Source organism: Runella aurantiaca (genome assembly GCF_003339505.1).
GTDB lineage: Bacteria > Bacteroidota > Bacteroidia > Cytophagales > Spirosomataceae > Runella > Runella aurantiaca.
On the sequence record NZ_QPIW01000024.1, the window covers coordinates 14656 to 37129 of the forward strand.

The window sequence follows — 22474 nt, forward strand, 5'->3', positions numbered from 1 at the left end:
GCCCAAATGAGCTGCCTGTTTTGTGAAAATCCAAAATGTGTCTCACTAGTTTCTGATAAAACTGCTGCCAAATAACTATCAAATGGTAGTCACTAATCCATTCCCTTCAGTTCCGCCACAACCTTCGTAATCGAGTCTTTGGCGTCGCCGAAGAGCATGAGGCAGTTGGGGTAATAGAAGAGTTCGTTGTCAATGCCCGCGTAGCCAGCCGCCATGGAGCGCTTGCTTACAATGACCGTGCGGGCTTTGTCGGCGTTCAAAATCGGCATTCCGTAAATGGGGCTGGCGGGATTGCTGCGCGCGGCGGGGTTGACAACGTCGTTGGCTCCTACCACAAACACCACGTCGGTGGTGGCAAATTGGTCGTTGATTTCTTCCATTTCCACGAGCTTATCGTAGGCTACGTTGGATTCCGCCAAGAGCACGTTCATGTGGCCGGGCATCCGTCCTGCTACGGGGTGAATGGCGTATTTGACCTCCACGCCACGTTTTTCGAGAATGGCTTCCAGTTCGTGTATTACGTGCTGCGCCTGCGCCACCGCTAACCCATAGCCCGGCACTACGATTACTTTCTGGGCGTAGTTCATCAGAATGGCAATGTCGGAAGGCGTGCTGCTTTTCACCGTGCCGCCCGCAAAAGTGCTGGCTTCTCCCGCCGTAGCACCGCCACCGCCAAACGACCCGAAGATAACATTGGTGAGAGAACGGTTCATGGCGTTACACATCAAAATCGTGAGTAGCGTACCCGCCGAACCCACCAGAATTCCGCCCGTAAGCATGACTTGATTGTCGTACAAAAAACCGCCGAAGGCCGCCGCCACGCCTGTAAAGGAGTTCAATAAAGAGATGACCACGGGCATATCCGCCCCGCCAATTGGCAACACAAACAGGATACCATAAGCCAGTGACAGGGCAAAAATAACGTACAACAGTCCCGTAGAAGCGTGTCCGAAAGACAGGTAGATGCTCAGCCCTAGAATACTCGCCATGAGGATGATGGTCAGGATATTTTGGGCGGGAAGCTTGAAAGTCTTTTTTAGAATTTCCTGCAATTTGGCGTAGGCAATGATACTGCCCGAAAACGAAACGCTCCCGATGACGAGTCCAGCCACGATGGTGAGAATCGTGACGGGTGGGGTATCGCCGTGCAGGTGTCCAAATTCTACCAGCGAAATCAAGGCCGCGCAGGCACCGCCCATGCCGTTGAAAAGGCTCACCATTTGGGGCATGGCCGTCATTTTGACTTTCTTGGCCGAAATCCAGCCCAGCACGGTACCGATGGCGATACCACCGAAAATCCAGCCGTAGTTGCCGATCGACTCGCCGTCTTCGTTTTTGTGCATGAAGATGGTGCCCAAAATGGCGAGTGTCATGCCCGCTGCTGCCAAAAAATTGCCGTTACGGGCGGTTTTGGGGCCAGAGAGCATTTTCAAGCCTACAATAAAAAACACGGAACCCAAAAGGTAAATGAGGTATAACCAGTATTGTTGAAGCATTGTGAGTGTGCAGTTTACACGGGGTCACCCGAGTGGTAAACAGTTGGCAGTCGCTTTCCCTTTTTACCGTGGGCTGCGAACTGCTAACTGCGAACTAAATTTTATTTCTTCTTTTTAAACATTTCCAACATTCGGTCCGTGACTACGAAACCGCCGACGACATTGAGTGTGCCGAGAATCACCGCCAAAAAGCCCAAAATCAAGGCGGGCCAGTTGCCAGCTTCGGCGTGGCCCATGACGATGATGGCCCCGATAATCACCACCCCGTGGATGGCATTGGCGCCCGACATCAGCGGCGTATGCAGTGCCGACGGCACTTTGGAAATGACCTCAATCCCCACAAAAATGGAGAGGATGAGGATATAAATAAGCTGGATATTTTCTCCAATAAACGTGATGATTGAATCCATTTAATTAGTGATTTGTGGTTAGTGGTTGGTAGCCGGTGATTAGTAATTGATGAGGAGGATTGAAGTCAAAAACTCCTCATTTCTCGCTCCTCACTACTTCTCCAGAATCCCTTTTGTAAACGCATGTACCAACGTGCCTTGGTGGGTGATGAGGCTACCTTTGGTGATTTCCTCTTCCAATTCCCACTTAAAGCCGTCTTTGTTGGCCAAATGCAATAGAAGTGTGCTGATGTTTTTGGCGTATAAATCACTGGCGTTGGTCGATAGCAAGGCGGGGAGGTTAGACTCTCCGATGATGGTGACGCCGTTTTTGACTACGGTTTTGTTGGCTTCGCTCAGGGCGCAGTTGCCGCCCGACTCTACGGCCATGTCTACAATCACGCTGCCCGTTTTCATGGATTTTACCATCTCTTCCGTGACCAGAATCGGGGCTTTTTTGCCCATCACAAGGGCCGTTGTGATAACGATGTCGGCGTCTTTGATGCGTTGTTTAATGAGGTCCTGTTGTTTCTGCAAAAACTCCGCCGATACTTCTTTGGCGTAGCCGCCTTCCGACTTGTTGGCCTCCATGCCTTCAACGCTCAAGAATTTGCCCCCCAACGATTCCACTTGTTCTTTGGTCTCAGGGCGTACATCCGACACTTCCACGACGGCTCCGAGGCGTTTGGCGGTGGCGATGGCTTGCAAGCCCGCCACGCCCGCCCCAAATATCAACACCTTGGAAGGCTTGATGGTACCAGCGGCGGTCATCATGAGTGGGAAAATCTTGCCGAGGGCGTTGGCACCGAGAAGCACGGCCTTGTAGCCGGCGAGGTTGGCCTGCGAGCTGAGCGCATCCATGCTTTGGGCTTTGGTGGTGCGGGGTACAGCATCCATGCTGAAAGCCGAAATCTTTTTCGCATTGAGGGCCTTGACCAACTCGGGTTGGGTGTAGGCGTACAAAAACGAAATCGAAATGGCACCTTCGCGCATTTGCGCTACTTCGTCGAGCGTGGGGGCGTTGACTTTCAGCACCACGTCGGCATCGGCCAGAAGGGTTTGGGTGTCGGCGGCGACGGTGGCGCCCGCTTTTTCGTAGTCTGCGTTCAGAAGGGAGGAGTTTTCGCCCGCGCCCGATTGAATGGTGCACGTAAAACCTGCTTTCAGAAGAGATTTAACAATATCAGGTGTGATAGCAACGCGCCTTTCAAAGGCTTTCGTTTCTTTTAAAATCGCAATTTTCAAGGTCAAGAAGATTTTAGGAATTAAACGCCAAAATATAGGACAAAATTTGCATAAACAATAGCAGAAGGCTGTTTTTAGCAAATTTGTGAAGTAATTTTTTTTGTTTGCTGACTTTAATTTTTGCTTGCCAACTTATTCAGAGTAAAAGAATTAATTAATAACGATTAACAGATAACAATTAACAGTGCTTTTGCACATCAAAATATGGCATTAGAACAAACATGGCGGTGGTTTGGCCCCAACGACCCCGTAAGCCTGTCGGACGTAAGACAAGCCGGCGCAACGGGCATCGTAAACGCCCTGCACCAAATTCCGAACGGTCAGGTTTGGACGGTAGAAGATATTCAGCAACGCAAATCTATCATCGAAGAGGCGGGTTTGAGCTGGTCGGTGGTAGAGAGTGTGCCCGTTCATGAAGACATCAAGAAAGCATCGGGAAATTTTAAGCAATACATCGAAAACTACAAAGAATCGCTCACCAATTTGGCGGCTTGTGGCATTGATACCGTTTGCTATAATTTTATGCCCATTTTGGATTGGACACGGACGGATTTGAACGCGCCCATGCCCGACGGTTCTACGGGATTGCGGTTTGATTTTAACGAATTTGCCGCTTTTGAACTGTATATTTTAAAACGGGTAGGGGCGGAAGCGCACTATAACGAAACCCAAAAATTGAAGGCCAAAGCGTGGATTGATAAAGCCGACGAGGCGGATGTTACTCGATTGGTGCGCAATATCATCGCGGGTTTGCCGGGTTCTGAAGAAAGCTACACCGTTGAGCAGTTTCGGGACGTGTTGGATACGTATAAATATGTAGGTGACAAAGAATTACGCGAGAATCTGTACGCGTTCTTACGCGAAATCGTGCCCTTGGCCCAAGATGCGGGCATTCGATTGTCGATTCACCCCGACGATCCGCCGTATCCGATTTTGGGCCTGCCGCGCGTGGTAAGCACAGAAGCCGATGCCAAACAATTGTTAGCGGCGGCCGATTTATCGGCCAACGGTCTGTGTTTTTGCACGGGAAGCTACGGCGTGCGCGGCGACAATGACTTGGTGGGTATGGTTGAGCGTCTCGGCGACCGCATTCACTTCATTCACCTACGGGCTACGCAGCGCGACGAAGAAGGTAACTTTCACGAAGCCAATCACTTGGAAGGAAATGTGGACATGTATGGCGTTATGAAAGCGTTGGTGTTGGAACAAAGACGTAGAAAACAGGAAGGCCGCACCGACCTGCGGATGCCGTTCCGACCTGACCACGGCCACAAAATGCTCGACGACCTCAACGCAGGCAAAAGGACCAATCCTGGCTACACGGCCATCGGTCGTTTACGCGGCTTGGCTGAGTTAAGAGGGTTGGAAATGGGCATTGAGCGGAGTTTGTCGTAAGGCTTTTACAGTTGTTTTCTATCAACCCCTATTGGTTATTGCGTTTACAAAAAACGTCGGCGAGGACTGGGCGGCCCTTTTCAAACCTCGCCGACGTTAATTCACTATAAAATATACTGACTCAAATCGCGGTTTTTGACTAAACTCGACAGACGTTGTTGCACCAATTCTTTGGTAACCAATACGTGCGAATTGGCCCCAATGACGTCGGGAATGTCGTACATAAAATCATTGAGTAAGGTACTCATGACCGTCTGCAAACGACGCGCGCCGATGTTTTCAACGTCGGAGTTGATGGTAAACGCTAGCTTGGCGAGTTCGCGCAGGGCATCGTCGTTGAATGTCAATTCAACGCCTTCGGATTCCATCAGCGCGTGGTATTGGCGAGTCAGAGAGTTGCGCGGCTCTTTCAAAATCCGGTAGAAATCATCTTCTGTAAGGCTTTGCAATTCTACCCGAATCGGGAAACGTCCCTGCAATTCGGGAATCAAATCAGACGGCTTCGAAACATGAAATGCCCCCGCCGCCACAAATAAAATATGGTCGGTTTTGATGGGACCATATTTGGTGTTGACTGTGGAGCCTTCCACAATTGGCAACAAATCGCGCTGCACGCCTTCACGACTCACATCGGGGCCGCCACCTTTTCCGTTTGAATTGGCAATTTTGTCAATTTCATCAATAAAAATAATGCCTAAATCTTCGGCTTTGGCGATGGCCTCTTCTTTGACCTCGTCCATGTCGATGAGCTTGGCGGCTTCTTCTTCGAGCAAAATCTTGCGGGCGTCGGCGATGGTCACCTTGCGCTTTTTGTTGCGCTTAGGCATCATATTGCCGAGCATTTCCTGGATATTCATCATCGACATATCATCAATGGGACCACCCATGACGCCGATGTTGGGTGCGGACGATGCCTGCATGTCGATTTCGATTTTGCGGTCTTCGAGTTCGCCCGCGCGCAGTTTTTCCCGAAAACGCCCGCGCGTCCGTTCGTTGAGCTCGTGGTCGGGCATGGAAGAAATCGGGGGCGGTGTTTGCACCATGTCGGCATCATCCGTAATGGCAAATCCAACGCTGGGGCGGTGCTGACCTTGGTTAGTATTGTTGGGATACATCGGAGGGATTAATACGTCCAGAATAATATCTTCGACGATTTCCTGCGCTCTTTGTTTGACGGCTTCTTTCTTGTCGGTTTTAACCAGATTGACGGCCTGTTCCACCAAATCTCGCACCATGCTTTCTACATCGCGACCCACGTAACCCACTTCGGTAAACTTCGAGGCTTCCACTTTTACGAAAGGTGCATTGGCGATTTTGGCCAATCGGCGGGCAATTTCGGTCTTTCCGACCCCCGTGGCCCCAATCATCAGGATGTTGTTGGGAATGATTTCTTTTTGCATTTCGGGCGTGCTGTTCATGCGTCGCCAACGGTTTCGGAGGGCAATGGCTACGTTGCGCTTGGCATCGTGTTGTCCGATGATGTATTTATCAAGCTCGGCGACTATTTCGCGCGGTGTCAATTTGTCTAAGTGTAAGGACATAAATGCGATTAAAATTTTGCAAAACAAATGTAGAAACGTTGGCAATTTCAAATTTGAACTCTATTTTTGTACAAATTTGATAAACGAATCTTGAAGATGAAACGTAACTTTTTGAAAATAAGTGCTTTGTTGTTGGTTGTTTCTTTGGCCTCTTGTAAGTATCAAAAGAACAATAAGATTGATCAAACAGATGTACGCGCCGGCGATGAATACGTTTACGGTGTACATCCTGATTCGGCGGCTCGTCAGACCAAGATTAAATATACGGCTAAGCCCGAACTCGAACTGCGTACCAACAGTATTCGTGAAAAAATGTTTGGTGCAGCTACGGCTGAAACAACGGCTCCTGCGGCGGCACCAGCAGCGGCTGATTCAGCAGCCACTGCGGCCAACTAGATTTTTAGCATTTGATATAAATACGAAGCGACGTTTGAATAAGCGTCGCTTCTTTTGTTTCCTAAAACTCATTTTTCTATGAAAAAGTTATTCCAAATTTTGAGTATTTCGCTCTTTTGTAGTGTTGGCGTTTTTGCCCAATCGGCCGAAGAAACGGCGGTCAAAGTGCCTATTCAGCAGCTGTTTGACGGAATGAAAAAGAGCGATTCGACCCTAGTACGCCAATCGTTGATGCCGGGCGCGCGTCTTGAGTCGATTGCCAAAAACAAATCTGGTGAAGTCACGGTACGTTCCGATTCTTTCGAAGGATTTTTGAAAAGTATTGGCAAAGCTACCCCTGGTGATTTGGACGAACGCCTGAGCGCGGTCGACATTCGCATCGACGGTGAAATGGCCACGGCTTGGACACCCTATAAATTTTATTTCAAAGGCAATTTCAGTCATTGCGGGGTCAATGCGTTTCAGTTGGTCAAAACCGCCGCTGGTTGGAAAATCCTGAGCATCATCGATACCCGCCGCAAAGAGGGTTGTGAATAAGGTAGGGGCAGAGCCGCAGCGGCCTCTGCCCGATAGAATGCCCGAATAATAAAAGAAAAACAAGGTCGGTTGTAAGCAACCTCCCCTTCAAAAAAACGCGGTTATGAGTAACCGCTTTCACTTACTGTCATGCGTTACGTAGGAGATATATCAAGCACCGATCATTACAAAATCGCCCTTTATACATGGAATGGTAAGTACATCGTCAAGGTGGAAGCGGGTTTGTACGAGCAGACCTATAAAGTCAGCGAAATGGATTTTTTTGGTGACGAAGCCGATATTCATAAGCTTTTTTCTGACGAAGCCTTTCTAAAAACCATTTTTGCGCGTTTCAATCAAATGCATACTGATTTTCAGGAAGCAATAGAACGGAATGAGTAAATCACTCAAATTATTTCAATTCGCCCGGAATAACACTTATCTTCTTCGCCAGATTATTCCTTAAAATCGTCACTTCACTGCGTTTTCCGATGGTAGTTTCGGTGAGCAATTTGTGTAAATCATCCACTGAGCCAACGGGGTTTCCTTCAAAGCCCACAATAATATCGCCCGCTCTGAATTCCGAGTTGTACGATACGCCGTCGGCCTCTACGCTCACGATGTAGATTCCTGTTTTGGTCTGTAATTGATTGTACTGCATGATGCGGTCGGTGAGGTTGATGAGTTGCCCCGCAATCCCCAAATATCCTCTACGTACGCGGCCTTGCATGATAAGCTGACCGGCTACTTGCGCGGTGATATTGGAAGATACCGCAAAACACAGCCCCTGCGCGGGTAGAATGACGGCGGTATTGACGCCGATGACCTCCCCGTGTGAGTTGACCAACGGCCCGCCCGAATTGCCCGGATTGAGGGAAGCGTCGGTCTGAATGACATCGTCAATCAAACGCCCAGACTCCGAGCGTAACGTGCGGCCCAAGGCGCTGATGACCCCCGCCGTGACGGTGTATTGAAATCCGTAGGGGTTGCCGATGGCAATGGCGATTTGGCCTACCTGAAGGTTTTTGGAGTTGCCAAATGCAACGGCCTTCAAGGCATCTCCGTAGATTTTCAACACGGCAATGTCGGTGGCGGGGTCACGACCAATGATTTGGGCTTCAAACTCACGCCCGTCTTGTAGCAGAGCCGAAATTTTGGTGGCACCTGCCACCACGTGGTTGTTGGTGATGACAAACCCATCGGACGAAATCACAAACCCAGAGCCGGTTCCCTGACCTTCGTTTGGGTTGCGGCTGCGGGGTTCTTTTTTGCCGCTCACTTTGATTTGAACGACCGAGTTGCTGACTTTTTTAGCTACATTTACCACCGTTTGGGAGTAAGCATCGAGTAAAGGTGCATCATCTTGAAAGACTGAATTGCCGCCCTCGGCGACGTCAGTACTTGAGTTGGTGAAAGTAATCATGGTGTTTGAGAATGAGAAAAACCCAGTGCTTCAATCCCCGTTCCATTGTATAAAAAACGACATTTTGACAGACAATGACCTTTGAACAATACCTTATCACCAAAAAAATTGACATAAAGGCATTTCGCCAACACGAAGCGGAGCGTTTTCAGGAATGGGAAACGCTCTATGCACAAGTACATCCCGAGAGCTTCACCGCCCAAAAAAAGTTTTTAATCAATGATGTGCGCAGAAAGTATCTGTTAAAAAGCGGTGAATAGAAGGTTAGAATAGCGGCTTTTGTGATTTATAGCAATAGTAAATCATAAAAAACGATATGAGCCTTTTGCCTTCTTGCGTTCGTTCTCTCTGTTTTCTTTTGTTTTTCTCTTCTTTGGCTTTTGCCCAACAAAAACCCAACATCATTATGATTTTGGTGGACGATATGGGGTGGGGCGAAGTGGGTGTATACGGTTCAAAATATTGCGAAACACCCCATCTGGACAACCTTGCCAAACAGGGGATGAGATTCACGAATTTTTACGCCAATTCAACCGTGTGTTCGCCTACCCGGGCCGCCCTGATGACGGGCCGTTATCCCGATTTGGTGGGTGTGCCTGGCGTGATTCGGGGCAACGTTGAAAATAGCTGGGGGTACTTTTCTCCCAAAGCCCTCACACTCCCTCAGGTACTGAAAACGGCAGGCTATCAGACCGCGATGGTCGGAAAATGGCATTTGGGGCTGGAGCCAGAAAATCACCCCAATCGACGGGGATTTGCGCATTTTCACGGGTTTTTGGAAGACATGATGGATGATTATTATACGCACCTGCGCGAAGGAAAAAACTGGATGCGGCTCAACAAACAGGTCATTGACCCACAAGGCCACGCCAGCGATTTATTTACCCAATGGGCCATTGATTACCTGAATACCCAAAAGAAAAATCCGAAACCTTTCTTTTTATATCTGGCATACAATGCCCCTCATTTCCCCGTTCAACCACCCCAAGAATGGCTGGAAAAAGTAAAAAAACGGAATCCTAATCTTTCCGAAAAACGGGCCAAACTCACGGCCCTGATTGAGCATTTGGATGAAAGTATTGGCAAGGTAATGGAGGTGTTGCGTCAAAATGGGCAGGCTGAAAATACGCTCATTGTTTTCAGCAGCGATAACGGGGGTCTGTTGTCTGACGAAGCCGATAACGGCATTTGGAAAGGAGGCAAACAGACAATGTACGAAGGCGGAATTCGGGTGCCGACCATTGCCGTTTGGAAGAATAGAATCAACGCCAATACGAAAACGGATTTTCGGGCGCTTACCATGGATTTACTCCCCACTTTTTGTGAAGCTGCGGGGGCGAAATTCCCGCCCTTCATAGACGGGAAGTCTTTTTTATCCGTGCTGAAAGGAGAGCCCAAAACAAGCTCGGAAAGACCCACTTTCTGGGTACGGCGGGAAGGCGGAGCGTACGGTGGACAAGAGTATTACGCTTTGCGAGAGGGAAACTGGAAAATCTTGCAAAACACACCGTTTGAGCCTTTTCAGCTATTCGATATGTCGAAAGATTCCCTCGAAACGACGGATGTAAAAACCGCTAATAAAGCGATGTATGAAACTTTAGTAAAGAAATTAAGAAATCACATTCAAAAAGCGGGCGCGGTGAACTGGCAAAAGTAGCCGCGTGCATCTACCTGAATTGTTTAAGTAAAAGCGCCTTTTATTACGCTTATTATCAAGAGATTATTCACTTTGTTTCTATCATGTTCAAAAAAGCCTTTCTCTTTTGTATCGCGGCTACGGCTGGTATCGTGGCTTTGACGGGGTTTAATCCGTCGAAAAACACTAAAAGCGTTGCTGCTTCTCCCAAAAATGTCATCTTCATTTTGGCCGATGACCACCGCTACGATGCCATGGGTTTTATGGAAAAGTTCTCGGGTTTACAGACCCCAAATCTAGATAAAATGGCTGCCAATGGGGCGCACGTACAAAACGCCTTTGTGAGTACAGCCCTTTGTTCGCCAAGCCGGGCGAGCATTCTTTCGGGTCAATACGCGCACACGCATCAGGTGGTTGACAACTTTGCGCCATTGCCGCCCAATACCAAATTTTTTCCGATGTATCTGCAAAAGGCGGGCTACAAAACGGCTTTCTTGGGCAAATGGCACATGGGTAATGCCGACGACGCCCCGCAACCGGGCTTTGATTATTGGTTGAGTTTTAAAGGACAGGGACAGTACTACAACCCCACATTCAATATCAACGGCAAACAGGTAACCCACAAAGATGGCTACACGACCGATTTGCTGACCGACTACGCCATTGAGTGGATGGGTAAGCAGGACAAAAACAAACCGTTCTTTTTGTACCTCTCGCACAAGGCCGTTCACGCCGATTTTCAACCCGCCAAACGCCACGCGGGCAAGTACAAAGACATGCAGATTCAGTACCCTGCCTCAATGTATTTGACCAAGAGCGATACCAGTAAAATTTGGGGAAGAAATGCAAAAGACCCCGAGACGGGAGAGGTCAAAAGCAACATGAAAGATATGCCCAATTGGGTTAAAAATCAGCGATATAGCTGGCACGGAGTGGATTATCTTTACCACGGAACCATCAGCTTCAATGATTTCTATCGCCAATATTGCGAAACCCTACTCGGAGTCGATGAAAGCGTGGGTCGGGTGATGAAATACTTGGAAGACAATGGATTGGCCGAAAATACTTTGGTGATTTATATGGGCGACAACGGGTTTAGTTTTGGTGAACGCGGCCTGATTGACAAACGCCACGCTTACGAGGAGTCGATGCGGGTGCCGATGTTGGTGAGTTGTCCGTCGGTGATAAAACCCAAAACCAAGCTCACCAATGTGATTCAGAACATCGACATTGCGCCCACGATTTTGGCCTATGCGGGCTTGGCTACGCCTGCTCAAATGCAGGGGAAATCGTTTTTGCCGTTGCTGAAAGGACAAAAAACGGAGTGGAAAGACCGGGCATTTTATGAATATTACTGGGAATATGATTTTCCTCAAACACCTACGATGTTTGCCGTACGAACCGACCGTTACAAATACATTTTTAACCACGGCGTGTGGGACGCCAACGAACTTTACGACTTACAAACCGACCCCGAAGAAATCAATAATCTAATCAGAAGTCCTCAACACCAGACGATTGCGAAAGACCTGCGCGACCAAGTTTGGGGCTGGTTGGAGAATACCAACGGTTTGCAGATTCCGCTCAAACGAATTAAGCAAAAGCGCAACGACCACATTTACAAGGGAAATTATTGAGATTTTGTCCGTACCACACTTCACATTTCTTCATTATGAAAGTTATAAAGTTTGCGGGTGTCTTATGCTTGTTTATGCACTCTCTGTGGGCGCAAAAAAAGCCTAATATCCTTTTTTGTATTGCTGATGACTGGGGAAAACACGCGGGTATTTACGGGGATAAAGTCGTAAAAACGCCCAATTTTGACCGTTTGGCCCGCGAGGGTGTCGTTTTTACCAATGCTTTTTGTGGCTCACCGTCGTGTACGCCCTCCCGGGCGACGATTCTGACGGGGCGTTATCCGCACCAAAACGAAGAAAGCGGAAACCTTTGGAGTACGCTGCAAACCAAACTGCCCAATTATGCTTCAATATTAGCCCAAAACGGCTACCACGTAGGTCTGGAGCGCAAAGGATGGGGGCCAGGCGATTTTAAAGTCGGTGGTTATGAACAAAACCCTGCGGGTAAAAGCTACAAAAATTTTGATGAATTTTTGGAAAAACGACCCACCGATAGCCCTTTTTGCTATTGGTTTGGTAGCCAAGACCCGCACCGAGTGTATGAAACAGGAACGGGAAAAGCCTCGGGCATGAATCCTGCCGATGTGCGTGTACCTGCTTACTGGCCCGATACGCCCGAAATCCGCGACGATGTGTTAGATTATTATTATGAGGTACAACGTTTTGACCGGGAAGTGGGGCTATTGCTCAAAAAACTGGAAGAAATCGGCGAGCTGGAAAATACCCTCATAGTTGTTACCTCCGACAACGGAATGCCTTTTCCGCGTGCCAAAGCCAATGTGTACGATGCAGGAACGAACCTACCGTTGGTGGTTTATTGGAAAGGCAAAATCCCAGCTCAGGCTACCAATACTTTCATGAGTTTTGTCGATTTTGCACCTACCTTTTTGGAGGCAGCGCACCTGCCTACGCCCAAAGAAATGTCAGGGAAAAGTCTGTGGCCTTTGTTGAGAAAAGAAACTCAAAACCATCGAAATGAAGTTTTTCTTGAACGTGAACGACACGCCAATGTGCGTAAGGGCGACCGAAGTTATCCTATCCGCGCCGTTCGTACCCGCGATTTTTTATACGTTCAAAACCTTGAACCAGGGCAATGGCCCGCTGGCGACCCGCAGGCTTATTTTGCCGTAGGATCCTACGGAGACGTTGATCCAGGCCCGACCAAAGATGTTATCTTACAAGATTCGGCCAAGTACGCCTATCATTACCAATTGTCTTTTGCCAAGCGCCCAGCAGAAGAGCTATATGATTTAAGGAAAGACCCCGAACAAGTGAACAATTTGGCCAAAAACACTAGCTACCAGTCAATTAAAAAGAGTTTGGCAATGAAATTGTACCAATGGCGAAAAGAGACCGCCGACCCTCGCACGGCGGGAATGCAACCTTTTGAAACGTACCCTTATTACGGCAACTCAGCAAAGACCGAACAAATGAAGAACTAACAATTACTTTTTACTACTTTGTTCAAACAGGTACTTTCGAAGGCGTTCTTCGACTTCAGAAGCGGGAATATTGCTCAATAGATTTCCTTCAATCGCGAGCGAAATACGGCCTGTTTCTTCGGAGACCACAATGACGGCGGCGTCCGTTACTTCACTCATGCCCAACGCCGCTCGGTGACGAAAGCCTAAATTACCAAAATCATCGCTGTCAGAAACGGGCAAAATACAGCGTGCGGCTTTGATGCGCCCATCGGCCACAATCACACCGCCATCGTTCATGGGGCTGTATTGGTTAAACAATGAAAGAAAAAGACGCTTGGAGAGCACGCTGTCGACTTCCTCGCCGGTTTGGAGGTATTTGTCGAGTTCGTCGTTTTTCTTGATAATCAATAGCCCGCCCGTAAATTCGGACGCCATGGCCCGAACGGCTTCAATGATGGGCTTGATTTCGTTGATTTTTTCGGTTGAAGAAGGCTGGCGCAAAAAACGACCCAGCAGTCGGTTGTTGGCAAAAGCGGTCGATTTTCCGATAAACAGCAGGAAGCGCCGAATTTCCTGTTGGAAAATCACAATCAACGCCACGGCTCCCACACCCATGAAATATTCCAGAATTTTGGTCAAAAGCTCAAGGCCAATGGCCCGTACGACCAAATAGAAAAGATAAATCAGTAAATAGCCCAAAAATACGCGGCTCGCCAGACTTCCCCGTACTAAGTAGTAGATTTGATACAGTAAAAACGCCACGAGTACGATGTCCAATACATCTACCCATTCGATGTTTAAAAAACCTATCTGGAATAAAAACATAATTTGTTTAGTTAACTGTACTACGGCGGCTTATCCCTTTTAGACTACATTTTATCCCTCGCTGCTTATGTCTTTTTTTGCGCTAAAATATCCCCTCACCACCGTGAACGTAGTAATTCCCAAAAAGAAAAAGATAATATAATGAACATAATCAATAATCCACGGAAATTTTTCCCCAAAATAATAACCTCCGCCCGTCAATCCAAAAATCCATAATCCGGCCCCTAACACATTATAGAGCATAAACCCGGGCCATTTCATTTTGACCAACCCCGCCAAAATAGGGGCAAAAGTGCGTACTACGGGCAAAAAACGACTGATTACGAGCGTTCGACTGCCGTATTTTGCAAAATAAATGCGCGTGGTTTCGATGTGCTTTTTCTTGAAAAAAATAGAATCGGGCCGATTCTGAATCCGGTCGCCAAAAAAACGGCCAGTGAGATACCCCGTCAGTGAGCCTACAATAGCAGCTCCAAAAAGACATCCCAAAAGTAGAAAAATAGGGACATCTAGAATTTTTAACGCGCAGAAAACCCCCGCCAAAAACACGAGGTAGTCGCCCGGTAAAAAGAACGCAAAGAATAGACCGTTTTCGGCAAAAATGATGAGCGTTATGAGCACTAATCCACCCGTACGGATAATTTCTTCAGAGTTAACGAGGTATTGGAAAAAGTCAGTAATTGAATCCATGCTCAAAATTACATAACTTCCGGTTCACGGGGAAATAACCAACCGAATAAGTCTTGCTTTGTTTATTTTCTTTCTAAAAAATAGCACTTTAAAAGGCGTTACTCAGGCTAGTTCGCTCAACTCTAGCCAGCGCATTTCTTTTTCTTCAATTTTGGCATTGATATTTTCAATTTCGCGCGCCCACTGAATGAGGTCTTCGTGCGAGCCACTGCCACCGTTTAGCTTCTCAATAAAAGTTTGTTTTTGTTTCTCCAAAGCGGCCATTTCTGCATCTAGCCCTTCCAGTTCTTTCTGCTCTTTGTAGCTCAGTTTACGCTTTGGTGCCGCTGCAGGCGTGTCGGCTTTGACGGGTGCGACCGCAGTTTGTGCTTTGGTATCGGATTTTAGATCGTTGTTTTCAGAAAGGAAGTTGCGGTAATCGGTATAGTTTCCTGGAAAATCGCGGATGCCGCCACTTTCTTCAAACACAAACAAGTGGTCGACGAGGCGGTCTAAGAAATACCGGTCGTGGGAAACGATAATCAAACAACCCGGGAAGTTCATTAAAAACTCCTCCAGAATGTTGAGGGTCGTGATGTCGAGGTCGTTGGTTGGCTCATCCAGAATCAAGAAATTGGGTTCGGCCATCAAAATACGGAGCAGTTGAAGGCGTCGTTTTTCGCCCCCGCTGAGTTTTTCGATGAGCGTACCCTGCTTATGGGGAGGAAACAGAAAGGCGTTCAGGTATTGCGAAGCCGTAACGGTCTGACCCGTGCCGAGTCGAATGACCTCAGCCACATCTTTTACCCAGTCTACCACCCGCTGACCGGGTTTGTACTCAAGGTCGGTTTGTTTGTAATAACCAAACTGAACGGTATCTCCCCGTACCACTTGGCCGTTGTCGGGGCGTAGTTCGCCCGTAATCATGTTGAGCAATGTGGATTTCCCCGCTCCGTTTTTGCCGACAATCCCAATTCTATCGCCTTTTTTGAAGGTATATAAGAAATTGTCAACGACGGTTTTGCCGCCAAAATGTTTGCCCACGCTGTGCAGTTCAACAATTTTGCTACCCAGTCGCGCTGACTTTACGTTGAGTTCTATTTGATTGTCAAACTTGCGTTGACTGGCTTTATCTTTGGTATCTTCAAAGGCGTCGACGCGGTATTTAGCTTTGGTTCCGCGTGCTTTGGGCTGCCTGCGTATCCAGTCGAGTTCTTTGCGGTATAGGTTGCGCGCTTTATCTACTTCGGAGGCTTCGATGGCTTCGCGCTCGGCTTTCTTTTCCAGAAAATAAGCGTAATTCCCTTTGTAGGTAAAGAGCGTGCCGTTGTCCAACTCCACAATCACGTTACAGACGGTATCCAGAAAATACCGGTCGTGGGTCACGAGCAGGAGCGTGGTGTTTTGGGTGTTGAGGTAATTTTCTAGCCATTCCACCATGCTCAAGTCAAGGTGGTTGGTGGGCTCATCCAGAATCAATAAATCGGGGCTTTCAATGAGTACTTTGGCCAGGGCAACACGTTTGCGTTGTCCACCCGACATGGTTCCTATTTTGACCGTAACGTCGGGAATGCCGAGTTTACCCAAAATTTCTTTAACGCGGGCTTCAAAATCCCAAGCTTGCAGCGAGTCCACGTTTTCAATGGCGGCCGCAAATCGTTTATCATCGCCCGATAAAAGTGCTTCTTCGTATTCTTTGACAGCTTTTGCTACGGGATTATTGCCCGAAAACAAAACTTCCAAAACGGGGAGTTGTCCGTCAAAATCAGGTGCTTGTTCGAGATAGCCCACGCGAATGTCCTTGCGAACGCTGACGTTGCCTTGGTCAAGGGGCGTAACGCCCGCCAAGATGGTCATTAAAGTCGTTTTGCCCGTTCCGTTGGCGCCGATGAGGGCCATTTTGTCACCGCGACTGAGGCCGATGGTCAAGTCTTTAAACAACCACTTGTCGCCAAAAGACTTGGAAATATTTTCTGCTGAAAGGTAATTCATGCCGCAAAGGTAGCAGGCTTTTGGCTACAACCTGTGTGAATGCGTCGAAAATCATGACGTTAGGCAGTTTCAAGTATGAATTTTTCCTTTAAATGTTCATAAAAAGATTTACGGTCAACAGCGTGTCCGATCAGACCGGCCACGGCAGCTCCCAACAGCAAATAGAAAATGGCGGAGTGTCGGTCGGTCATTTCCAATACAAGAATGGCGGAAGTAAAAGGCGAACGAGTGACGCCCGTCAGGTAGCCTACCATACTGATAAGGATGACCAAATTATAATTGGCCTGCGTGATGTGCAATACTTCGGCAATGAGCGCGCCTAAGGCGGCTCCTGCACTGAGTGAGGTGGCAAAGATACCTCCTGCTCCGCCGCTCATATAACTTAAAACAGGGCCCAAAAAACGTCCGGGAAATTCATACCAATGGACTTGCTTGTGATCAGTAAAAAGCAGACGGTTCATTAACTCTTTGCCGCTTCCGCCCGCGTTGGGGCCCATCACGGAAAGTAATGCTGCAAAAAGTACACCAAGCACCAATACGAAAATGATTTGTTGGTACAACTTCGTGAAATGTCGCGCTTTCCAGTCGCTTAGCCATAAAAGCAGTTTGGCCAGATAAGCCCCCATCAGTCCCGAAACAGCCCCTGTTACGAGAACGACCCAAACAAAGGAAAAGCCGACCGGGGTGATTTTAGGAAACCCCAAGTATAAATAAGGACCCAGTAACGACTGTGCGGTCATACCGGCAATAATGACGGAAGCGAAAACGGCCGTACGGAATTGGGTAATGTGGGTTTTGGTCAACTCTTCTACCACAAAAACAATCCCGCCCAAGGGCGTATTAAACGCCGCCGCCAATCCCGATGCTCCCCCCGTGACGAGCATGATACGTTTGGAAATAGGCGGCCAAAAGTCAGGCAACATGCGGTTGACAAATCGAAAAATGGATGCAGAGATCTGCAACGTCGGTCCTTCGCGACCAATGGCACCGTGGCCCAGCAATAAACTCAGGCTGCTGATTATTTTGACAGCCGCAATTTTGAGGCTGAGCAACTTGTCTACGCGTGCGTCATGGCGCGGATTGGCCAATTCAATGGAAGCCATTAACTGTGGAATGCCGCTCCCCCGCGACGTAGGAGCATACTGACGTACCAACCACCACGACAACAGAAAAAAACCGGGGATATAGACAAAGCTCAATACGGGAGATTGAATATAGAGCAGGGTGCCGAGGTGTTCGAAAATCGAGAATAGTTTTTCATATGCCACGGCAACTAATCCCGTCAGCAAAGAAGCTATCCAGAATGGAAGTGCTTGGAGTGTAGCCAGGCCGATTTCCTTGTGGATTGTCTTTTGGCGTAACCAATCCAACAATCGTTGGAAATTCTTAACAAACCAATCTACTGTTTGACGCATATCAGGCACGGGGTAAAACTCTGGAAACAACCCGAAAAGGTTGGTAGCAGGAAGCGAGTTGAAAATTGGATGATTACAAAACGTTAAAACGGCAATATCCTTGCCAAAAAGCGCTGTTGTATTTCAACACCGCGGTCGTTTTCAGTAATTGTTTTCCCGGTAAAGCAGGGTTTTGGTGGAGAAATCGTTATACTTCTACGATTTTAAGACGAATAGCTTCAATCACCATTCCCACCCGACTTTTGACGTTCATTTTCTGAAACACTGACTCACGATAGCCATCGACGGTACGTGGACTAACGCACATTTTGTCGGCGATTTCGACGTAGGTGAGGTCGCTGCAAGCCAACTTAATGAATTCGGTTTCGCGGTCGTTGAGATTTAGGGCTTCGACAGGATTCAAAATGGTGTCGGGGTTGAGGCTTTTGACGAGCTTCCCTGTCACAAATTCAGAATAATAATAGCCTTTCGCCACCAGTGAATCCAAAGCCATTTTAAGTTCATACGGCTTGCAGCCTTTGGGTAAATAGCCGTGCGCGCCGTTGCGGAGCATCTCGACGATGGCCTCTTCCTTATCATTCATTGAAAGTGCCAAAATTCTTATTTTGGGATAATTGTTTTTTAGCCACAATGCCGTTTCGTACCCATTCATTTCGGGCATATTGATGTCGAGCAGCACGATGTCGGGCACCATATTGAGTTGGACGTACTTAATCAATTCTTTGCCATTGCCGACTTCGTAGATGACTTCGTATTCTTCGTATTTTTGAACCAATCCTGACAGGGCTTTGGCCATTAATTCGTGGTCGTCAACAATAGCGATAGAGGTTTTCATGGGGGAGGAGAGTGGGTATAATCAGTAAAAATAAAGTTTGCGCAGTTTGCCTAAATGTATCAAGGATTTAGATAAAATAAAAAGAAAAAACGCTTGAATTTGTGGGTGCAATGGCCTTCTATACAAATTTAGCTTTTTTCTAAAATGAGTTAATTTATAACGGGTAGCTCAATGAGTATTTCCTTATTTTTTTTGTCTATAAATACATATTGTCCGCCCATCAATTCGGTACGACGGTGGAGAGTGTCGGCCTCTATTTTGACGTTTTTTCCCTGAAACTGAATTGAAATACTGAACAATGTAGGTGTATAATTCAGAATAACTTTAATGTTTGAAACATTGCCCGTACTCCACAGTTTGTTGATTAACTCCTGCACAATTCTGAACAGCACAATTTCTTTTTCGTAGCCTAACGAATACCGAGTGGCCGAAATCTGTAATTCAATGTTGACGCGGGTTGTTTTCTGAATACGCAGAATTTCGGTAGACAAACTACTGCTTAAATCGAAATTGGTGGAAAGATAGGCGTCCAGATTTCGAATCAGTGTGCGTAAATCAAGAATTGTTTTGCCCACAATGTCATTGATTTGTTTGACATAATTCTGTTGCTCTTCGTCCAATGCACTTTCTTCTAGTGTACATAGATAAATCTTGGCGACGGATAGCATTTGGCCTACGTTGTCGTACAATTCGGCTTCGATGCGTTCAAATGCCTGTTTTTGTACTTCAATCTGAGATTCAAGCACTTCATGTTGATACTCCATTAATTTTTTAGTTTGTGTCAGCTTTTTCCCTTCTTCCATGCTCACTGCTGTTTTTTGGATACATTATGACCAATAAAACGACCGATACAATCGGAATAGTACGAAAGTAAAAGGATGGAATGGGGAGCGAAAGGGGAGAATTCCCGTTTGTGAAGGTTTTTTTACGGTTTTTAGGAAGCAATGGGCAATTGAAGCCGTATTTTAGTGCCTATGCCCAGGGTAGATTCCAGCTGACAGTTGCCGCCGATGAGTTCGGTGCGGCGTTTAATATTGCGCAGGCCCGCCCCGGATTCGGTCATTTCTCGGCTCTTTAGCTTCTCAAAATCAAAGCCTTTTCCATCGTCCTGCACCATGAGGGTAAACTGAGTTGGCTCATATTGAAGTGTTACTTTGATGTTTTTGGCGGCGGCGTGTTTGAGGGTATTGTTCAAAATTTCCTGCACTACGCGGAACAGTACAATTTCTTTTTGCCCTTCCAACCGATACGGCTCTCCTTCCGTAATAATCTCGGTTTGGTACTTACTCATAGTGCGTATACGTTGCAACTCGTGCGAAAGGCTCTCCATCAGGCCAAAATCCTTGACAAAATCGCCGTCAAGGCTCTTGCTCAGGGCCCGTAGTTCGTGGATGGTTTTGTCGATGACGTCGTTTACCTCGCGGATTTGCGCGGGGGTGGCTTTTTCTTCTTCTTCCAACATATTCAGTTGCAGCCGCGCCACTGACAGCAACTGCCCGATGTTATCGTGCAACTCCCCGCTGATGTGCTGCAAGGTCTGATTCTGAATTTCGATTTGAGACTGAAGGATTTCCTGTTGGTATTGAGCGTGGAGGGCGGCTTTTTCTTGGATGTTTTGAAGTTGGCGGCGTTGATGTAAAAAGAAAAAAGAAAAGATAAAGGTCAGCAATAGTAACATCAGGAATGTACCTGCAAGTACTATTATGATAACTTCATTAATCTCCGCTGACATATAAAACCAAACGTTACGAGTGAATAATAGACAATATTAAGTAAGTGATTGATTGTATGTAGCTTACGGGCGAGTATAATGTCTTTTGAAGAAATATAGTTAATAAACCCTGAAAGGAAAAAGAATCCTGCATAGAAAAAAAGAATTCCTGTAACTATCCAAAAATGCGGGTTTGAAAAGAAGTTCTCTTCAGTATTTAGGGTTTGTTTAAAAAATATGATACAATACATAGATAATATAACCATTGAAAATAGCAAAATTCTGTAATTGAGTTTACTATTTGAACTTCCAAAAACAAAGTAAATACTTATTAATACAGCTAATGGTGTCAATATGAAAAGAATTTTTTTAATATTTTCATTTTCAATGATTTTGTAAAAGAAAATACTAAGAATCGAAAAACTCAAAGGTGCATAAATATTATAAAGTAGAAAATTTACCTTTTTTTCTGCACTTATATACAGAGAATAATATCCTAATGTTTCCGTTACAAAAGTTAAGACAACATATAGATACATTATCTTAGTAGGTACTCTAAACGATTTATAGGACATCAATCCTATCAGAAAACATCCTGATAGGATTGACATATAGATATAATTTACTGTATTCATACAGACATAATTATTGTGGTGGGCAACAACCTTGACCAAAGTCGTACAAAGCAAGCTCCAACTCGCTAAGTCTGTTGAGAGGTAGGGTTGAATCTGGTTCAAAATCATCTTGTACAAATACTACAGTAAGTCTGCCCTTTCTATCAGTTGGTAAAGAGATTTCTCCAATCATATCATCTTCCAATTCTGGTACTTTAACAAAAATTACTTTAACATTATTATCTCCTAATGCAAAGAAATATGCTCTTAAATCATTAGTTATTTCATGGGCTATGCCATCTTCATCCCGTTCAAACTCCTCTCTAATAGCCAATGAATTACTAGTTTTTTTTATAATATCTTTTCTGTCTTTATAGTTTTTTTTGCCAATATCAGCAGTAAAACTAGGTGGCAGGCCAATTGGTAGTATAAAAGGAGTTATAGGGACCTTATTATCCATGATACAAATAGCTGCACTTAAATAGTTATATTTTTTGTTTATATCACCATTACCTTGACACATAAATTGTACAGTTAAAAACTTCCCGTTTGTAGTCTCGTTCTCAATTAGAGACCATATTTTAGAGGCTTTGAAAGTAACATATAAATTTTCATCACTTAAATCTACTTTTTCTTTCCCATTTTTTAAATTGAATCTGGTATTTCTACTTATGTACGCATCTCGCCAACGATAGAAATACTTTATATGCACAGGGTCAAACCTAAACTCTTCTTTAGTTGCTAGTAAGGGCATATTTGTAAAAATTTAAGTGTTTGAAAGTTAATGTTCGAAAATACGCGTTTCCGATGTCGTTGCAAAGGTATTTTAAGAATAAATCTTTTTGTACGGGAAATCCCCCCTTTTGTGCAGGAAAAATACGGTAATAAATAGGTGAGATTTCCCATTGATTAGCGGCTCTCAACCTACCAAATTTGCCATAATTAAAAATCCAATAGCCGTTTGATAACTTTTTTTGAATTTATTATTGGTGTTTATTAGATTAATGGCGCTGTTACCCCTCAACCTTATATGAATATACTCACATCGCTTAATGTTTTAATTGGCCTCATTGTTTATCTTACACTGGCATTGGCTTGTACAGCCATTAATGAGTGGATAGACGCAACGCTCCATGTACGAGCGAGTCAATTGCGTAATAGTATTGCCCAAATGCTTTCTACAACCGATAATGAATCACTTTGGAATGATTTCTATGTAAAGGGTTGGTACGCAATACGAGTTTCTTCGGGGTCATGAGACGAAAAGATAGGCCAACTTACATATCACCTACACGGGCTTAACTTTCCTAAAAAC

The 22474-nt window shown here is 46.1% G+C and carries 22 protein-coding genes; 9 read left to right on the forward strand and 13 right to left on the reverse strand.

Annotated elements, in window-relative coordinates; all coding sequences use genetic code 11:
* Positions 1–92 precede the first annotated feature (92 nt).
* From DVG78_RS22290 to DVG78_RS22300, 3 genes are all read right to left on the reverse strand, one after another.
* Positions 93–1496, reverse strand: coding sequence for an NAD(P)(+) transhydrogenase (Re/Si-specific) subunit beta (locus DVG78_RS22290; protein WP_114463248.1), 1404 nt, complete (start codon positions 1494–1496; stop codon positions 93–95).
* 101 nt (positions 1497–1597) lie between these two features.
* On the reverse strand, positions 1598–1906 hold the full coding sequence (locus tag DVG78_RS22295) for an NAD(P) transhydrogenase subunit alpha part 2 (RefSeq protein ID WP_013928540.1): 309 nt from the start codon (positions 1904–1906) through the stop codon (positions 1598–1600).
* Between the two features lie 93 nt (positions 1907–1999).
* Positions 2000–3130 (reverse strand): Re/Si-specific NAD(P)(+) transhydrogenase subunit alpha, encoded by a 1131-nt coding sequence (locus tag DVG78_RS22300; protein WP_114463322.1) that lies wholly within the window; start codon positions 3128–3130, stop codon positions 2000–2002.
* A 204-nt stretch (positions 3131–3334) separates the two neighbouring features.
* Here DVG78_RS22300 and uxuA point away from each other — a divergent pair, with 204 nt between their 5' ends.
* Positions 3335–4525 carry a mannonate dehydratase gene (uxuA, locus tag DVG78_RS22305; RefSeq protein ID WP_114463249.1) on the forward strand — a complete coding sequence of 397 codons (1191 nt, stop codon included), beginning with the start codon at positions 3335–3337 and terminating at the stop codon, positions 4523–4525.
* Positions 4526–4629: 104 nt separating this feature from the next.
* Here uxuA and hslU read toward each other — a convergent pair whose 3' ends face one another.
* Positions 4630–6066 (reverse strand): ATP-dependent protease ATPase subunit HslU, encoded by a 1437-nt coding sequence (gene hslU, locus DVG78_RS22310; protein WP_114463250.1) that lies wholly within the window; start codon positions 6064–6066, stop codon positions 4630–4632.
* 96 nt (positions 6067–6162) lie between these two features.
* Here hslU and DVG78_RS22315 point away from each other — a divergent pair, with 96 nt between their 5' ends.
* The 3 genes from DVG78_RS22315 to DVG78_RS22325 all read left to right on the forward strand — a co-directional run bounded on the left by DVG78_RS22315 (position 6163) and on the right by DVG78_RS22325 (position 7380).
* A complete protein-coding gene (locus DVG78_RS22315) occupies positions 6163–6462 on the forward strand; it encodes a hypothetical protein (protein WP_114463251.1) in 300 nt (99 codons plus the stop codon).
* Between the two features lie 78 nt (positions 6463–6540).
* Positions 6541–6999, forward strand: a complete 459-nt coding sequence (locus tag DVG78_RS22320; protein WP_114463252.1) for a nuclear transport factor 2 family protein — start codon at positions 6541–6543, stop codon at positions 6997–6999.
* A 129-nt stretch (positions 7000–7128) separates the two neighbouring features.
* Positions 7129–7380: a hypothetical protein gene (locus tag DVG78_RS22325; RefSeq protein ID WP_114463253.1), complete on the forward strand. Its 252-nt coding sequence runs from the start codon at positions 7129–7131 to the stop codon at positions 7378–7380.
* 10 nt (positions 7381–7390) lie between these two features.
* On the opposite strand, the gene DVG78_RS22330 is transcribed toward DVG78_RS22325, so the two are convergent.
* Positions 7391–8401 (reverse strand): S1C family serine protease, encoded by a 1011-nt coding sequence (locus DVG78_RS22330; RefSeq protein ID WP_114463254.1) that lies wholly within the window; start codon positions 8399–8401, stop codon positions 7391–7393.
* A 74-nt stretch (positions 8402–8475) separates the two neighbouring features.
* Between DVG78_RS22330 and DVG78_RS22335 the strand changes: the two genes are divergently transcribed.
* The 4 genes from DVG78_RS22335 (at position 8476) to DVG78_RS22350 (ending at position 13116) form a co-directional block, all read left to right on the forward strand.
* Positions 8476–8661, forward strand: a complete 186-nt coding sequence (locus DVG78_RS22335) for a hypothetical protein (protein ID WP_114067122.1) — start codon at positions 8476–8478, stop codon at positions 8659–8661.
* A 56-nt stretch (positions 8662–8717) separates the two neighbouring features.
* The gene (locus DVG78_RS22340) at positions 8718–10058 is read left to right on the forward strand and encodes a sulfatase family protein (protein ID WP_114463255.1); all 1341 of its coding nucleotides are present in this window, start codon (positions 8718–8720) and stop codon (positions 10056–10058) included.
* Positions 10059–10141: 83 nt separating this feature from the next.
* A complete protein-coding gene (locus tag DVG78_RS22345) occupies positions 10142–11674 on the forward strand; it encodes a sulfatase family protein (protein ID WP_114463256.1) in 1533 nt (510 codons plus the stop codon).
* A gap of 35 nt (positions 11675–11709) precedes the next feature.
* The gene (locus DVG78_RS22350; protein ID WP_114463257.1) at positions 11710–13116 is read left to right on the forward strand and encodes a sulfatase family protein; all 1407 of its coding nucleotides are present in this window, start codon (positions 11710–11712) and stop codon (positions 13114–13116) included.
* Positions 13117–13119: 3 nt separating this feature from the next.
* Here DVG78_RS22350 and cdaA read toward each other — a convergent pair whose 3' ends face one another.
* The 8 genes from cdaA to DVG78_RS22395 form a co-directional block, all read right to left on the reverse strand.
* Positions 13120–13923, reverse strand: coding sequence for a diadenylate cyclase CdaA (cdaA, locus tag DVG78_RS22355; protein WP_114463258.1), 804 nt, complete (start codon positions 13921–13923; stop codon positions 13120–13122).
* A 51-nt stretch (positions 13924–13974) separates the two neighbouring features.
* Positions 13975–14613: a DedA family protein gene (locus DVG78_RS22360; protein WP_114463259.1), complete on the reverse strand. Its 639-nt coding sequence runs from the start codon at positions 14611–14613 to the stop codon at positions 13975–13977.
* Between the two features lie 102 nt (positions 14614–14715).
* Entirely contained in the window at positions 14716–16584 is a 1869-nt protein-coding gene (gene abc-f / locus DVG78_RS22365) for a ribosomal protection-like ABC-F family protein (protein WP_114463260.1), read from the reverse strand.
* Positions 16585–16643: 59 nt separating this feature from the next.
* Entirely contained in the window at positions 16644–17999 is a 1356-nt protein-coding gene (locus DVG78_RS22370; protein ID WP_114463261.1) for a chloride channel protein, read from the reverse strand.
* Between the two features lie 187 nt (positions 18000–18186).
* On the reverse strand, positions 18187–18834 hold the full coding sequence (locus tag DVG78_RS22375; RefSeq protein ID WP_114463262.1) for a response regulator: 648 nt from the start codon (positions 18832–18834) through the stop codon (positions 18187–18189).
* A gap of 149 nt (positions 18835–18983) precedes the next feature.
* On the reverse strand, positions 18984–19598 hold the full coding sequence (locus tag DVG78_RS22380; protein WP_158550077.1) for a sensor histidine kinase: 615 nt from the start codon (positions 19596–19598) through the stop codon (positions 18984–18986).
* Between the two features lie 170 nt (positions 19599–19768).
* Positions 19769–20566: a sensor histidine kinase gene (locus tag DVG78_RS22385; RefSeq protein ID WP_114463264.1), complete on the reverse strand. Its 798-nt coding sequence runs from the start codon at positions 20564–20566 to the stop codon at positions 19769–19771.
* A gap of 624 nt (positions 20567–21190) precedes the next feature.
* Entirely contained in the window at positions 21191–21913 is a 723-nt protein-coding gene (locus DVG78_RS22395) for a hypothetical protein (RefSeq protein WP_114463266.1), read from the reverse strand.
* A 276-nt stretch (positions 21914–22189) separates the two neighbouring features.
* Here DVG78_RS22395 and DVG78_RS29930 point away from each other — a divergent pair, with 276 nt between their 5' ends.
* Positions 22190–22417 (forward strand): hypothetical protein, encoded by a 228-nt coding sequence (locus tag DVG78_RS29930; protein ID WP_147277146.1) that lies wholly within the window; start codon positions 22190–22192, stop codon positions 22415–22417.
* Positions 22418–22474 lie beyond the last annotated feature (57 nt).